At 47.1% G+C, this 17,129-nt stretch carries 8 protein-coding genes; 5 read left to right on the forward strand and 3 right to left on the reverse strand.

Features of this window, described 5'->3' with window-relative positions; translation table 11 throughout:
* Nucleotides 1-143: 143 nt before the first annotated feature.
* From H8S65_RS10790 to H8S65_RS10800, 3 genes are all read right to left on the reverse strand, one after another.
* On the reverse strand, nucleotides 144-1,694 hold the full coding sequence (locus H8S65_RS10790) for a RagB/SusD family nutrient uptake outer membrane protein (protein WP_186929988.1): 1,551 nt from the start codon (nucleotides 1,692-1,694) through the stop codon (nucleotides 144-146).
* 13 nt (nucleotides 1,695-1,707) lie between these two features.
* Nucleotides 1,708-4,998, reverse strand: coding sequence for a TonB-dependent receptor (locus tag H8S65_RS10795; protein ID WP_186929989.1), 3,291 nt, complete (start codon nucleotides 4,996-4,998; stop codon nucleotides 1,708-1,710).
* Between the two features lie 259 nt (nucleotides 4,999-5,257).
* Nucleotides 5,258-6,205 (reverse strand): FecR family protein, encoded by a 948-nt coding sequence (locus H8S65_RS10800; RefSeq protein WP_186929990.1) that lies wholly within the window; start codon nucleotides 6,203-6,205, stop codon nucleotides 5,258-5,260.
* A 430-nt stretch (nucleotides 6,206-6,635) separates the two neighbouring features.
* Here H8S65_RS10800 and H8S65_RS10805 point away from each other — a divergent pair, with 430 nt between their 5' ends.
* The 5 genes from H8S65_RS10805 to H8S65_RS10825 all read left to right on the forward strand — a co-directional run bounded on the left by H8S65_RS10805 (nucleotide 6,636) and on the right by H8S65_RS10825 (nucleotide 16,886).
* Complete coding sequence (locus H8S65_RS10805; RefSeq protein ID WP_186929991.1) at nucleotides 6,636-7,220, forward strand: RNA polymerase sigma factor; 585 nt, start codon at nucleotides 6,636-6,638, stop codon at nucleotides 7,218-7,220.
* A 77-nt stretch (nucleotides 7,221-7,297) separates the two neighbouring features.
* The gene (locus H8S65_RS10810) at nucleotides 7,298-8,509 is read left to right on the forward strand and encodes a FecR family protein (protein WP_186929992.1); all 1,212 of its coding nucleotides are present in this window, start codon (nucleotides 7,298-7,300) and stop codon (nucleotides 8,507-8,509) included.
* Nucleotides 8,510-8,624: 115 nt separating this feature from the next.
* A complete protein-coding gene (locus H8S65_RS10815) occupies nucleotides 8,625-11,990 on the forward strand; it encodes a TonB-dependent receptor (protein WP_186929993.1) in 3,366 nt (1,121 codons plus the stop codon).
* Between the two features lie 20 nt (nucleotides 11,991-12,010).
* Nucleotides 12,011-13,483, forward strand: coding sequence for a RagB/SusD family nutrient uptake outer membrane protein (locus tag H8S65_RS10820; RefSeq protein WP_186929994.1), 1,473 nt, complete (start codon nucleotides 12,011-12,013; stop codon nucleotides 13,481-13,483).
* A gap of 631 nt (nucleotides 13,484-14,114) precedes the next feature.
* Entirely contained in the window at nucleotides 14,115-16,886 is a 2,772-nt protein-coding gene (locus tag H8S65_RS10825) for a glycoside hydrolase family 2 protein (RefSeq protein ID WP_255489171.1), read from the forward strand.
* Nucleotides 16,887-17,129 lie beyond the last annotated feature (243 nt).

Genomic DNA, 17,129 nt, shown 5'->3' on the forward strand with positions numbered 1-17,129 from the left:
TTGGTCTATTTCGAACCGGGCGTACTCCGGGAACGAACCCGAAATCTCCGGTGAAACCGTCGAAGAAAAGGGCCGGCTATAATACGTTTTTACACCATTACAGCCGGCCCATAAAGATAATACCTATTAAAAAAAGCCTTTAATTACCAACCTTCGTTCGGTGTGCACAACGGATTCGCGGATATTTCCTTTGCAGGTATCGGATAATAGTAATAACGGTTCGTATCACCGACCTTACCGGTCTTCAATTGTGTGTAACGGGCTTCATTACAAGTCTTCATACGATCTTCCAGCAATCCCCAACGGCGCAAGTCGTAGAAACGTTCTCCTTCCACGAAGAACTCGATGGCACGCTGGTGTTCCAAGTCATCGAAAACAGCTTCATAGGTTTGAGCCCCGCTATACGGATTCAGGTTGGCACGTTCACGGATCTGGTTCAGGTAGCTGATCGCCGTAGGAAGATCCTGCCTACCGCGCAGATAAGACTCGGAAAGCAACAGGAGAACATCGGCATAACGGATGGCACGCTCGTTGATAACAGACATAGGAGGATCGGCTTCAGATTCCGCCGTATTCCAGTTCTGATATTTCAAGATCCAATACGTATCCCATTTTTCTTCTTTAAACTTTTCGCGGAAAGGCGACAGGTAATACATGCAACCTTCATAATCCCAGGCTACCGACGAACGGGCACGATAATCAAAATTACCATCCTTGTCCTTCTCTTTCAGGAAGATGTTCATCATCTGCTGAGTCGGATTCGCTTCATACCAACCACTGGCTTCGGGTGCTGCATATTCTTTCGGACGGGTGTTTGTCTGGGTGGAATTGATATTTTCTCCGTCACCCCAGATATCGGTTCCGCCGACCGGTTCCATCAACAGTTCGAAAATGCTTTCCGCATTGTTCTCATGCACATCGTCAAAGTTCCAGGAGAAATCTTCGACCAGACGATAAGCATAAGGAGATTTTGTCAGAGGCTCCAACACTTCGATCGCTTTATCGAAATTTTCCTCATACACATAGATCTTGCCTAAAACCGCATAAGCAGCGCCTTTGGTCGGCTTGCCGATCACCTCGTTCGCCACCGGCAGCAAAGAAGCCGCCGTGATCAGATCCTGTTCGGCTTGTGCCCAGATTTCAGCCTGTGAAGATTTGGCCAACGGGAAAGTGGACGGAGACTGTGATGCGGTCAGGCGCAAAGGCGCGTCCTTAAACTCCTTACCCAACTGGAACAGATAAAATCCACGGATAAACAGGCATTCGCCCTTCACTTTATTGATGAACTCTTCGGAAAGATCTCCTTTTTTTTCTTCCAGCTTCTGCATGATCGAGTTTGTCCGGTACAAAGCATTATAGAACTGGTAGAACATCCCCTGCGACAGCGTGTTGCCATTCGTATTGGTGAAATAGCAGGCTTGGAAAACATCACTGATGTCATTTCTGAACTCCACTTCGTCGGCACGTGCAATACGCATCATGACTCCGCGGGTTCCATAATATCCGCCGTTCAGCGCGTTCTTCAAAGGAGTATAGCAAGAGGTCAAAGCCAGTTCGAAATCAGCTTCGTTCTTCCAGAAAGTATCTTCCGTCGCCTTGTTCGGATTTGTTTGTTCCAACTGGGCGTCACATGATGTGCACAAGCCGGCAACAGCCATTGCACAAAATATAAAATATAGATATATTCGTTTCATATAATTGCTTTATTTAAAATGTTACGTTCAAACCCAACATAAATGTACGGTTGGAAGGATATATAAATTCATCGAAACCACGGGAATATACATTTGAAGAGTTCACGTCCGGCGTATAACCCGAATAAGAGGTAATCGTAAAGAGGTTTTCCGCATTGACATACACGCGGGCTTTCTGGACAAAGCCGTGGAACCAGGCTGTAGGCAACGTATAACCTACTTGCAGGTTTCTCAGACGGAAATAAGAACCGTTTTCCAGATAACGGTCGGATTCGGAACGGGCGTTCCGGTTCGGATCGGTCCAGATCAGACGGGGACTGGATGCATTCCGGTTTTCAGGTGTCCAATAATCCAACGTGCTCGCCAGGTAATTCGTACCACGGGTTACATCTGTCAATTCCAACCGCGTCGCATTGTAAATCTTATTGCCGGATACTCCCTGGAATCCGATGGAGAAGTCTACATTCTTATAAGTAAGATTACCATTGATCGAATAGGTGAATTTCGGGAACGGACTGCCGCTGTACACACGGTCGTCGTCATTGATCGTACCGTCATTGTTCGTATCCTTAAAACGGATATCGCCCGGTTGCGCACTCGGCTGGATCAGGACACCGTCTTTCTGGTAAGCCTGTACCTCCTCCGCGCTGTTGAAATAACCGTCGGTCGGGATCAGCCAGAAACCGCCGATCGGGTAACCGGCCAAAGTCCTTGTCGTATAAGTACCGCCATGAATCGTACCGCTTTCAATCGGTTGCATTCCATCTCCTAAGGCGATCACTTCGTTCTTGTTATAGGTCCCTAAGAAACTTACGCCATAAGAAAGGTCTTTATTCAGCGATTCATTCCATCCGATATTAAACTCAAAACCCTGGTTCCGGATCTTACCTGCATTCTGGATCGGATCGTTCGCACCACCGGACGAGATAGGGATCGGCACATTCAGCAAGATGTCTTTCGTATTCTTCACATACCAGTCGGCTGTCAATGTCAAACGGTTACGCAAAGCCATGAAGTCGATACCGACATTCGTCATTGCGGTTTCTTCCCATTTGATATCCGGGTTGGCAAACGTTTTCGGGAAAGCGCCTTGTATCAATCCGCTCTTACCATCCGGGTAGTTAATACCGGTTGTCACGACTGATACATATTGGTAATTGTCAATTTCCTGATTACCTAACACACCATAACCGCCTCTCAGCTTCAACTGATCCAGCCAGGACACGTTATTCTTCACAAAGTCTTCCTCCGCGATATTCCATCCGGCAGAGAACGACGGGAAATTACCATACCGGTTGTTAGATCCGAACTTGGAAGAGCCGTCACGACGGATAGTCGCCGTCAACAAATACCGGTTCTTGTAAGAATAGAACGCACGGCCTAAGATAGAAGTCAGCACGCTACGGTTGGAATTGCCGCTGACGGCCAAGCCCTGTGCAGCTGCATCTATCTCCCTGATTCCGGTAGGCATGCCCTGCCCTGATCCCTGCATGTAGCGATAGCGTGAATCCTGATAGGTATAACCGGCAAGTACGGAGATCTTATGATCGCCGAAAGTACGGTCGAAAGTCAACAAGTTTTCAACCAGAACGTTACGCGTCCGGGTCTGCTGTTCCGTCACCTGCGTGATATCATTCTTATTCAATCCGTAATCGTACAAGCCTAAATAGCTGTTGTAACGGTAGAACTGGAAGTCTGGAGTCAGGTTCAATTTATATTTCAAACCCTTCATAAACTCGACGGAAACATAGGCATTGGCATAAATTTTCACGTTATCACTATAACGGTTCATCAGATTATCGTCCACCATACCTAACGGGTTATAGAGGTTTACGACGTCGCCATACAAGGCTCCGTAACCACCTGTCCGGCTCGCGTCATAGCGTTCGAGTGTCGGGATCGCCTGTATCGTATGCCCTACATATCCTCCACGAATCTCCGAAAGCAAAGGCTTATCCTGGTTGTAAGTCAGTACGATATTCGTTCCGGCCTGGAAAATGCCTTTCTTGAAATCCTGCTTGCTCTGCAACGTGTAACGCTGGTAGTTCGTACCCTTCATCACACCGTCTTGGTTCGTATAGCCCACACTATTATAATAGGTAGAATATTTACCGCCGCCTTTCACCGACAGGTTATAGTTCTGCATCAAAGCAGGGTTAAACATCAGGCTTTGCCAGTCATTATCCGGCTTGGAAGCCAGATCCGTTGCCATTTCGAGCGGGCTCATTCCAGCCGCCTGCCTGGAAACGGTCGTCACTTCCGCCCATCCGGCAGCATCCAGCAAATCCAGATATTTGGATGGCGAGCTGACACCGACATTGGCCGAAAGGTCGATAATAGGTTTCCCCTCGGTATTGCTTCCCTCCTTCGTCGTCACGATGATGACACCATTGGCTGCACGCGAACCGTAGATAGCTGCCGAAGAAGCGTCTTTCAGCACGTCGATACTGGCAATATCGTTCGGGTTGATGTGGTCGATTCCACTCATATACATACCGTCCACGATATACAAAGGAGACGAGTTATTCAAAGTTCCGATACCACGGACCATGACACGTGTACTTCCTCCCGGAGCGCCACCCTGTGAAACGATATCCACACCGGCGATCTTACCTTGCAAGGCTTGCCCGATAGTCGTGTTACTCTGTGTATTCAGCTTTTCCGTGCTGACATTGGCTACGGACCCGGTCAAGTCCGCCTTTTTCTGCGTGCCATAACCGATCACGACAACTTCGTCCAGCGTTTTCGTATCTTCCAATAATACGACATTGATTGTTTTCTGGTTACCGACAACGATCTCCTTTGACAGGTAACCGATATAAGAAATATGCAAAACCGATTTAGGATCAGCCTCGATAGAGAAATTACCATCTATATCGGTAACCGTACCATTTGTAGTGCCTTTCACTACAACATTCGCCCCAATGATCGCTTCGCCGTTATTATCGACGATCCGGCCGGTTAACGTATGTGCCTGCTGTTGAGCGGAAGCGATCGCATCCTGGCCCTTTGAGGATAAGATAATGTGAGTTCCTTCCATTTCATATTCGATCCCTGCATTCCGGAAAAGGTTATCCAATACCTCCGAAACAGGTTTCGTTTTCGCCTTTACCGAAACCTTCCGGCTGACATTGACCTGGTTATTATAAATAAACAAGTAGTCTGTCTGACTTTCAATCTCATTCAGAATCTTTTCCAACTGAGTATTGTTTTTGTTAATACTAACCCGGGCGTTCTGCGAATGTGAATTTTCAGCATACGAGCAGAATACGCAGGCTCCCAAAAGGAATGTGGATATTCGCATAGTTCTCAAGATTTTTATACCTGACGGGGTTTTCGGATAATATCCTCCCGACAAAAAGTTTTTTTTCATACCTTTGTAACTGATTTGAAGTTGATACAATGAATTTAAAAAATTGTGTTGATTGGAATGCCGGTAAATGCCCCCCAGCGCTTGCCGGCATTTTTTCTGTTATTGACTGTATGTTTTCATGTCTCCTTTTATTTTATAAGGTTAATACTATTTATTGTGTTTTCTATTTCTGTCCTTCTACCACTTGTGTTTATCTGATATATATAATCTGATTTTCATCGTCCCGTTCATACCTGAAGCGGATATCCCTTTGCAAGACCCTCAACGCATAGTCGATACCGTCCGCTTGCCTGAACTTTCCCGTGAAATAATATTTCAATACATTCTTATTCTCAACAACTATGCTGACTCCGAAATATTTCTCCAGATCATTCATGATCGAGAGGAACGATTCGTTCCGGAAGCATATCAACCCTTCTTTCCAACGATAGGGGTTGTAATCGTCGACCGGCACGACTTCCAGTCTACCGTCCTTTTGCAGGCAAGCCTTGCTGTCCGGCTTCAACGTCAATGTATCTCCCAGACCGATACGGGAGGCGACCCGCACGCTTCCTTCCATCAGCGTAACCTCGAAATCGTCTTTATCGGAATAGCCTTCCACATTGAACTTTGTTCCCAGCACTTCCATATCGCATTTGCCCGTTTCCACGATAAAAGGTCTTTTCTTATCTTTGGCAACATCGAAATAGGCTTCCCCGTCTACCGTAACCTTGCGTGCGGACTTGTCGAACACAGCCGGATAAACGATCTTCGTCCGGGCATTCAGCCAGACATTCGTCCCGTCCGACAACGTGATGTTCACCCGTTGTCCGGTAGGGACATAAATAGACTGCATCGGCACTGCTCCGTCCTTATCCGAAACAATCTGATACAAGAAGCTAAGTCCCAATGTCACAGCGACAACTGCCGCGATCTTGATTAACTCAGTTCCGAGAGTATTTAGGTTCCATGACTTGCGTCGCCTCTTTTCTTCAATCGTTTTTTCATCGCCAAGAAGCAACATCGAGTCGAATATCTTTCTCTCTTTCAAGAATTCGCGCCTGTTTTCCGGGGAATGTTCCATCCATTGCCGGATCCGGGCTTCTTCTTCATAAGAGGCCGTTCCTTCAAAGAACTTATATAACGTTTCCCTGTCCATTTTCGTCTTTTTTACTTACGCTTACATAATACTAACAGTTCACAAGCCTGTATCCCCAGTTGGAAATGAAAAAAAATTTCATTTTTCAAGAAATATCCATTCCGACCAGTAACTATGCTTTCCGTCATTCGCAATCTTGGAAACCTGCAATAAAACTTTTCTTACACGGCTTATATTTCAGCTTAGTACGCCATCTATTCTGTAATCGCCGACGGTGATTATAAAATCAGCGGCGGCGATTATATAATTAGCGGCGGCAATTACATAATCAGCGGCGGCAATTACAAAATATATGACGTACTAATCCATTTAATATATAGATCGCGGTAGATTTGTTTTAGATCAAGCCCTGTTAATTACCTATATCTCTTCCCAAGAATGACCGGGAATATTTTTAAAAACCTTATATTTGCGCTCACACAGCAAAGTTATGCAGGAAAATGAAAGCAAAATAAAATGGAGCCGGTTCTTAGCCGGTGATAATGAGGCTTACTGCTGGATATACAAAGTCTACATACAAATGCTGTTCCGTTACGGGCATCGCTTTACACCCGATACGGAGCTTATAAAAGATTGCATCCAGGATGTTTTTACCGGATTATACAAAAACAGGAAACAACTGGTCACACCCAAAAATATAAAAGTGTACCTGCTTGTCTCCCTCAAGAACAGCCTGATCAATGCGCTTTACCAGGAAGACCGCTACACGCCTTACGACCATGAAGCCGTTTCCTTTACCCTCGGACTGACGGTCGAAGAACAATATGTCACGGACGAACAGTACACCAACCAGCAAAGGAAGATACGGGAAATCCTGAATGTACTGACTCCGCGCCAAAAGGAGATCATCTACTACCGCTATATCCAGGAACTTAGCTTCGATGAAATCTGTATCATGATGGACATGAATTACCAGTCCGCACAAAACCTGATCCAGCGTTCCCTGAAGAAGATCCGCGACTTATACGGACCGGTGGAAGTATTCCTCCTGCTCCTATCTATTTTCGCCCAGTAAGAAAAATAAAAAAATTCACTTCCGGTGAGTATAAAAAGGAAACAGCCTTGTCCTTTATATAGAATGTTTACCGGAAAATGGATAAAAACTATATAACATACACCGCAGACCAACTGCTGAACGATGACTTTTTCATACAGTCGGAGTTGCACCCGACAGAAGAAAGCCGGGCTTTCTGGAGCGACCTTCAGACCAAGAATGCCGCATTGTCCGGGGAGATCGAAAATGCCCGTCTCTTCCTGCATACCATTAAAATAGATAGAGATTGTTCATCCTTGTCTGACAAGGATGAACATGCGTTATGGCAACGCATCGAATTAAAAAATAAAGAGGCGGAGAAAAGGGCGAAGCGCAAGCAATTCATCCGTCTCGCCATCAGCACGGCTGCTTCCCTCCTCTTGTTATCCGCAATCGGCTGGTATGCGACCCAGCGGCCGGAAGAAGCCGAAACAGACTATCTGGCAATCATCCAAGCCAATCCGGCGCCGGACAGTACAAACGAGAAAGTGCAACTGGTCCTCTCCAACAACGAGAAACTGAACATCGACGGAAAGGAAACCCAACTCGAATATAAAAAGGAAGGAAAGGTCAAGGTCAATTCGGAACAGGTCGACCTCAGCCCGAAAGACGACCCGGACCAGGAGCAGGTATTTAACCAGTTGATCGTACCTGTCGGCCGGCGTTCGTCCATCACATTCGCCGACGGGACCCGGATTTGGGTAAACTCAGGTTCGAAAATCGTGTACCCGGTTAAATTCGCAAAAGAGAAAAGGGAGATATTCGTAGAAGGAGAAATATACCTGCACGTCAGCCGGGACGAACAAAAACCTTTCATCGTCAAAACGCATCAGATGGATATAAAGGTGTTGGGGACGCAATTCAACGTCACGGCCTATGAAAACGAGGCGGATATGCGGGTGGTCCTGGTCAGCGGAAAGGTTGAAGTAAACCTCGACAAATGCAAAAACGTCCTGGCTCCTAACCAGATGTTCTTTTACGACAGCGAAATACATAAAGGGAAAATCACCACGGTCGATACCGACGATTACGTGGCCTGGAAAGACGGATATTACCAGTTCCACCAGCAACCGCTCAAAGATATCGTGAAAAAACTATCCCGTTATTACGGAGTCCGCATCTATTGCGAAAGACCGGCCGACAAGTTGACTTGCAGCGGCAAACTGGACCTGAAAGAGAGTCTGGACGAAGTGATGAAGGCCTTGATGAAGGCAGCCCCGATCCAAATAGAAAACAAATATGAGAGTGTAGAAATAAAAGTCAAACATTAAAAACAGTACAGCATGGGTCCTTAAATCGTAACAGCACAGGAAGAGAGCGCAACTCCTTCCCGTATAAAGATGAGAAGTATAAAAATCTTTACCAACTTAAATCATTACAAACAAGATGAAAAATAACACAAGGTTTAGTATTTGCCTGCTTTTTTTATGGATGAGTATGAGTTTCTGCCTGGCAGCGGAGACATACTCGCAGGAAACATTTTTCACCATCGAATCGAACAACCTCACGGTGAAAGAAGTATTTAATAAAATCGAGAAAGAGAGTGAGTACATCTTCTTCTACCTGGATAACTCGGTAGACCTGAACCGGAAAGTATCCGTCAAGGCAGAAAAAGAACAGGTAAGCAAGATTCTCGATCAGATATTTGAAGGAACCGACACGCATTATTACATCTCCGACCGGCAGATCATCATCTCGAAAGACGAAAAAGCCGCTCCGATCCGCCTGCAACAAAAAGGGCAAAGCATTACCGGTGTCGTGAAAGACGCTACCGGCGAACCGGTCATTGGCGCCAATATCGTAGAAAAAGGGACGACCAACGGTACGATTACCGACATGAACGGCCGGTTCACCCTCACAGTCAATCCGAAAGCAGTGCTACAGATTTCTTATATCGGCTTCAACACGCTGGATATGCCGGTAGGAAACAAATCGTCACTGACTATCAGACTGACAGAAGACACGAAAGCATTGGACGAAGTAGTTGTCGTAGGTTATGGCGTCATGAGAAAAAGCGACCTGACGGGTTCCGTCGGTTCCGTTAAGTCGGACGTGATCCAGAAACAAGCGATTTCATCTTTCGACCAGGGCTTGCAAGGCAAGGTGGCGGGCGTACAGGTTATGGCAACGTCCGGTTCTCCGGGCGGTGTTGTCGATATCCGTATCCGCGGCGGCAACTCACTGACTTCGGGTAACCAGCCTTTGTATGTAATCGACGGCTATCCGGTTACGGCTGGAGGTTCGGCCGGTGGTTCCGGCGCCGGACAAAACCCGCTGGCGACTTTGAACCCTGGCGACATCGAAAGCATGGAAATCCTGAAAGACGCTTCTGCTACTTCTATCTACGGTTCGCGTGGCGCCAATGGCGTTATCTTGATCACGACCAAGAGAGGAAAACAGGGAAAGACGACGGTCACTTATGACGGTTATGCCGGTTTCCAGCATGTAGCCAAGAAATTAGATATGATGAACGCTACCGAATGGGCTGAAATGGCAAACGAAGGCGCCACGACAGACGGCCGCCCCATCTATTATCCGAGCGCATCGCCTAACCCGCTATATCCGGCAGTCGACCAGTTGGGAGAAGGGACGAACTACCAGGACCTGATTTTCCGTTCAGCTCCAATCCATAGCCATAATGTTTCGGTAAACGGTGGTAGCGAGAACACGAAGTTCTCGGTTGTCGCCAGCTATTTCGCACAGGACGGTGTTGTAAAGAACCAGGATTTCAACCGTGTGTCTTTGCGTAATAACATCGACACCAAGATATCCAAAATCGTAGATTTGTCTACCAGCTTTACGATCAGCCGCGTATTTGCCAATATCGGACGTGAGAACGGCGACGGTGGCGGCAATACGTCCGTTATCAATGCTGCTTTGGTATTACCGCCAACAGTTCCGGTTCGTCATCCTGAGACAGGCGACTTTGTCCGCATGAATTATCTGTCCGGATCATCTGCCGTTCCGAACCCCGTACCGTATGTCGAATATCTTCAGGATAAAGGTACAATCGACCGCGTACTGGCTTCTGCCGACCTGACGTTCCATATCATCGACGGTTTGACGCTGAAAGTAAGCGGCGGAGCCGATATGTCGAGCGCCCTGCGCGAAGTGTACGAACCGAAAGAGACGAACACCGGCTACAATGCGAACGGTATCGCACAGCAACAGAACCGCCGCAGCAGTTCTTACTCAAACGAAAATATCCTGACTTACATCAAGAAGTTCGGTGTGCACTCGCTGAACGTAATGGTCGGTTCTTCCCTGCTGTACGAAGAAAACAAGACCAGTTCCATGACGGCCCGCGACTTCATCAGCGACGTATACGGATATAACAATCTGGATGCCGGCGCACAATGGGACAAACCGAATACAGGAAGAAGCAAAAGCACTTTGTTATCCGGTTTCGGACGTATCAACTATGTCTTGATGGACAAATATCTTTTCACCGTAACGGGACGTGCCGACGGTAGTTCCAAGTTCGGGACGAACAACAAATGGGCGTTCTTCCCTTCATTTGCCGCCGCTTGGCGCATCAACCAGGAAAAGTTCATGAAAGATATCGACTGGATCAGCAACCTGAAGATCAGAGGCAGCTGGGGTGTAACCGGTAACCAGAATATCTCAAGCTATTCGTCACAGGAAAAGATGAACACGTATGTATATCCGATCGGGGGCGTGACCAGTGTAGGTATCGGTGCAGGCAATATGCCGAACCCGGATCTGAAATGGGAAACGACAGCTATCACAGACATCGGACTTGACTTCGGCGTGCTCAACAACCGCATCAACTTCACAGCCGACTATTATTACAAGAAGACGACCGACTTGTTGTGGAACATCTCCGTTCCGCTGACAACCGGTTTCGGCACGGTATTGAAAAACATCGGTAGCTTGGAGAATAAAGGGCTTGAACTCAGTGTCTCTGCCGATGTGCTGACCGGACAGTTCAAATGGAACACCATGATCAACTGGTCTACCAACAAGAACAAGGTACTGGAAATTCCGGGTTACATCCCGACCCAGCAGGGTACGATCTCCGGACACCTGAAAGTAAACGGCAGCTGGCTCGAACCGGGCTTACCTGTCGGCGTATGGAATTTGCTGAAAACAAACGGCGTGATGCGTACGGAAAAGGAATGGCAAGACGCTGCACGTGTTGCAGACTCCAACTTCGACAAGATAGGGGATATGAGTTTTGTTGACAAGAATGGAGACGGCAAGATCAGTTTCGGAGAAGACCGCCAGATCGTAGGCGACCCGAACCCGGATTTCATCTTCGGCTGGACCAATAATTTCTCTTATAAGAATTTCGACTTGTCTATTTATATCAATGGTTCTGTCGGTAATGATATATATAATGTATTACGTGCCGAGACGAATATCGTCAGTACTTGGGGTAACCAACGTGCAGAAGTGATGGACCGCTGGACGGCCAACAATCCGAACGGCAAATACCCGCGTGCACACGTGCTGGTGAACCAGAATATGTTACAGTCCGACTTCCTGATCGAAGACGGTTCTTTCCTGCGCGTACAAAACGTGACGTTAGGCTACACATTCCCGAAAGTTTCATTCCTCAGGTCACTACGCATTTACGCTACGGCACAGAACCTGTTGACGATCACCGGATACTCCGGTTTCAACCCGGAAGTGAACAGCCAGGGACAAAGCAATCTCCAGATGGGTGTGGATTATAACGCCTATCCGACTGCCCGCTCTTTCATTTTTGGTGTAAACATTGGTTTTTAATCATTTAAAACGAACAGAATATGAAACTATATAAATATATAATCGGATTAGCATTACTGGTGTCCTCTTCCTCTTGTGATTTCCTGGATGAAGAAGCGTACGAGTTTATCACACCCGACAACTTCTATAAAACGGAAGCTGATGCAAATGCTGCGCTGACAGCTGTTTACAATACATTCAACGACGACAAGGGTTTCAGGCGTTATATCTGGATGGGAGCCGATTTTCCGGGCGAAGCGGCTTATGCCAATGCCAGCGCTCCTTCACGTGTGGAGATGGATAATCTGACCTGGACGCCGACAACGGACTTCTGCAAGAATATCTGGCAGATATCCTATTCCACTATCCGCCGTGCGAATAACTTGTTGCTGAACATCGACAAGATCACGTTCAAGTCTGAAGATACGAAGAAACAGATCATTGGACAGACGAAGTTCCTTCGCGCACTCTACTATTTCACGCTGATACGTTTCTACGACCATGTTGTCGTAATACGGGAAACAGATAATCTGAATGAAGAGACCCCATCCAATCAGGGTACGGACGATGCTGCCTGGACGTTGATAGAAGAAGATCTGCAATATGCTGAATCCGTATTGCCTATTAAGTGGGGAGATTCGGATGCCGGACGTGCTACAAAAGGGGCTGCAATGGCCATGCTGACAAAAGTTTATCTGACACAAGCCGGTTGGCCTTGGAACAAAGCCGGCTTCTGGGAAAAAGCGGCATCCAAAGCGACTGAAATCATCAATAACGAAGGAGCTTTCGGTTACGGGCTGGAAGATAACTTCAGACGTATTTTCGATGTTACCAACGAACATGGCAAAGAGTATATTTTCGACGTGGAATATCAGACCAATATCAACGGCCAGGACATTCCGGCTTTGTCAGGTATGCGCGGTTACAATATCAAGAAAACGGACGGATGGTCTTCTTTCATTTCCACTCCTGAATTCTACAAAACGTACGAAGTCGGCGACAAACGTTTATCGACAACTTTTGTAACAGAGTTTACCGATATGAATACCGGAAAACAGTATGTTTACGATCCGGACAACGTAATGGAACCGTCTTTCCCGCTTTGCCATTTCGCTAAATATCTGGACCCGAACGATAATCAGTCTACGAAGGCCGGCGACTACGGTTGCAACTGGAAGATTGTGCGCTATGCAGATGTCCTGATGATGCAGTCCGAAGCCTATTGCGAGATGAACCGGGTAGGTGATGCACTGGCAGGTATCAACCGGGTACGGGCAAGGGCCGGGCTCGATCCGATCCCGGCTTCCATCTCACAGGCCGATTTACGCAAAGCAATCATACAGGAACGCGTTTGGGAGTTTGCAGCCGAAGGACACTCTTTGTTCGACATGAAACGGCAGCATTGCATGGCAGAACGTTTGGGCAGAACAGTGGATGATAAATATTATTCATTACCTTTGCCTCAAGACGAAACGGACAAGAATCCGAATCTGAAACAGCATCCGCTGTGGTAATTCGATAAATGATGATTTACCGGAGTGTTTATAGCGACAATGTCTTAGGGCTATGTCCTGTCGGGCAACCCTAAGACAAGGCTTTCCTCATGCCGCTGGTTCTCTTTTGCCGTCTGCTTCAGCAGACGGATAGATGATTGTCCCGGCTTTGCCGGTTCCTCTGTGGGTTTTAACCCCTTTTAATATAATAGATGAAAGGGGCTAAAGCCCACAGAGGAAGAGGCTTTGCCTCCATATCTTTTAAACCGTCTGCTTCAGCAGACGGCAAAAGAGAGACTGATGGGGCTTTGAGGATTGCCGATACCGCCGGTTCTTCTGCGGCCCCGTGTCAAGCACGGGGACAAGCCTGTTCCCGCACTTGATGCGGGATCGCAAAGAAACAGGCGGTATCGGCCATCCCAAGAGAAAGGTCTAAGCGGACGGGCGTCAAGCGAAGGGCGAAGACGAAGCGTCCGGAGCCTGCGCTGTCCCAAGCGAAGCGAGTTTCGCAGGCGACAGCGGAGTCTTTGCCCGGAGTAGACCGGACGGTTAAGCCTTGATCCTTTGGTTACTTTTGGATCAAGCCAAAAGTAACAGATAAATCAGCATTTACAATCCTTATTTATCAAGAAAACCTTTTAATTCTTACTATATGATGAAATGTTTTTATTCTTTTTTATTCTTATTGGGTAGCCTGTTCGCAAGCGGGCAGACCACTGATGTAAAATACTTGTCGGGACAAGGTTCCGACGATGCGGTCGAATGGGATTTTTTCTGTACCGGCGGCAGGAAAAGCGGGGAATGGAATAAGATCAAAGTACCTTCCTGCTGGGAAATGGAAGGATATGGAACCTTCAATTACGGACACGACAAGCCGAAAGCCGACGAATCCGGATTGTATAAAACGACATTCGAAGTGCCGGCGGCATGGAAAGGGAAACGTATCTTTATCGTTTTCGAAGGTTCCATGACCGATACGGAGGTCAAAATCAACGGGAAACCGGCTGGTCCCATTCATCAGGGAGCTTTCTACCGTTTCAAACGGGAAATAACCAAATTGGTTCATGCCAACAAAAGCAATCTACTGGAAGTCAAAGTGAATAAAATGTCGTCCAACGCCAGTATCAACGAAGCGGAACGGCAATGCGATTTTTGGGTGTTCGGAGGTATTTTCCGTCCGGTTTATCTGGAAGCCGTCCCCAACAACTTCATCGAATATACAGCTATCGACGCACGCCAACACGGCGAGCTGAATGCTGATATCTTTATTGACAAAAAACTTCCGGGCATAGAAGCAGAGATAGAGATTAAAGATGCAGCAGAACAGACGATAGGAAAAATCAGTTCATCTGCCGTAAACGAAAAGACGGACAAAATATCCCTTTCCGGGAAAATCAATGCTGTCAAACCCTGGTCGGCAGAAGATCCTCAGCTATATACGGCCGTCATCACCCTGCGTCAGAAAGGCAAAATACTGCATACTATAACAGACCGGATCGGTTTCCGCACCATTGAAGTAAAGCCCAAAGACGGCGTTTATATCAACGGAGAGAAAATGCGTTTCAAAGGTGTAAACCGCCATTCGCACTGGCCAACAACCGGACGGACGACCAACAAGCAACTTAGCATCAACGATGTAAAGCTGATGAAAGAGATGAATATGAATGCAGTCCGTATGTCGCACTACCCGCCTGACAAACATTTCCTCGAAGTATGCGATTCGCTGGGAATGTACGTGATAGATGAATTATGCGCCTGGCAATATCCTCCCTACGATACGGAAGTAGGCACAATATTAGTAGGCGAAATGCTGAAACGGGATCTCAACCGTCCGTCTATCATTTTCTGGGCAAACGGGAATGAGGGAGGTTTCAATTTCGACCTCGACCCGCTGTTTCCGCAATACGATCCGCAAAAACGGGCTGTCCTGCACCCCTGGGCGTTATCGGGTAATATCAATACGGTACATTACATCAAATATAATTCCGGCATCGGCAATATGTTCCACGGAAGGGATATCTTTATGCCGACGGAAATCCTGCACGGATTGTACGACGGAGGACACGGGGCAGGACTCGACGACTACTGGAACCTGATGCTCTCCAATCCGCTCTCCGCCGGAATGTTCCTTTGGGACTTTGCGGACCAGGCAGTTGTCCGTGAAGATAAAAACGGATTCTACGATACAGACAAAGATCATGGAGCCGACGGTATCGTAGGACCATACCGCGAAAAAGAAGGCAGCTTCTTTACAATCAAAGAGATATGGTCGCCTATCCACCTGCCGGAACGCTATATCACACCGGGATGGGACGGTCGTTTAGAAATAGAAAACAGATACGCGTTCACAAATGCAAACGCTTGTGGTTACACATACCGGCTGGCTAAAATCAACTCGCTTCCGGAAAAGGCCATACAAGCTGTTTCCGGCAAGATCGAAGCCCCTGATATCCGCCCAGGAGAAAGAGGATATTTGCAGCTCGAACTTCCCGCCGGATGGCAGGACTACGACTTTCTATATGTTACGGTAAAAGACCGTTACAATCAGGAGTTATTTGCCTGGAGCTACGAGATCGGCACACCCGGCCGTCTTGCCAACCGCCTGCTGCCACAGGAAGGCAGCGCACCGGCAGTAAAAGAAAACACCGATAGCTGGAGTTTTTCAGCCGCCGGAACGGAGGTATCGTTCGACAAACAAAACGGCCTGCTCCGGTCAGTCACTTCCGGTGGCAAGGCAATCCCGTTGAACAACGGGCCGGTGCTGATATCCGACCAGGAGCTTATTTGTAAATCAGTCGAATATGAGCAAACAGGAGAAAAACCTCAACTGATTGCCACCTATACGTCCCGGAACGGGAAAAACACAGTCTATACATTCACCTGGACCATGCTTCCTTCCGGCATCGTAGAACTGGATTACAATTACCGCCCCCAGGACATGGTCAAGATGGCTGGTATCACGTTCGATTTCCCTGAAAAGGAGATTGCCGGAGCCACTTTGCTCGCCAACGGGCCATATCGCGTATATAACAACCGCATGAAAGGCGGTTCGCTGGATATCTGGGAAAAGAAGTATAACAACACTATCACCGGTGAAAGCTGGGACTATCCGGAATTTAAAGGATACTATTCTTTGTTCTACGGGATGAAGCTCGATTGTCCTACTCCATTCGAAGTCTACAGCGGGAAAGAAGATGTCACCTTGCACCTCTTTACCCCGGCCGTACAAGAACAATACGATCCGAAACGCAACCATACGATTGTCGACTATCCGGAAGGAAACATCTCTTTCATGAATGCGATCCCGGCAACCGGAACCAAATTCGGAAAAGCGGAAGACTTCGGTCCCCAATCTCAACCGCATCGGGCAAGAGGGAACGGACCGGAAAATAATATCAGCGGAAAATTATATTTCCGCTTCTGACAGAAGCAAATACAATTAAAAGAGATTAACAGTTATATCTGGGATACCCCGGAATAACTGTTAATTTTTTTTGTTGAATGATAACTTTATCTATATTTGCAGAATCTTCAATGAGATCAGAGAACGTAAATAAATTGTGTTTTATAAATATAAACTTAAATCAGTTATCCAATGGGACCCTGAAGTAAAAAAATCTTTGTATGAAGAGAATAACTACGGCTATTCTCAATATTCATTTAGTTA

This window comes from Parabacteroides hominis (assembly GCF_014287585.1).
Classification (GTDB): domain Bacteria; phylum Bacteroidota; class Bacteroidia; order Bacteroidales; family Tannerellaceae; genus Parabacteroides; species Parabacteroides hominis.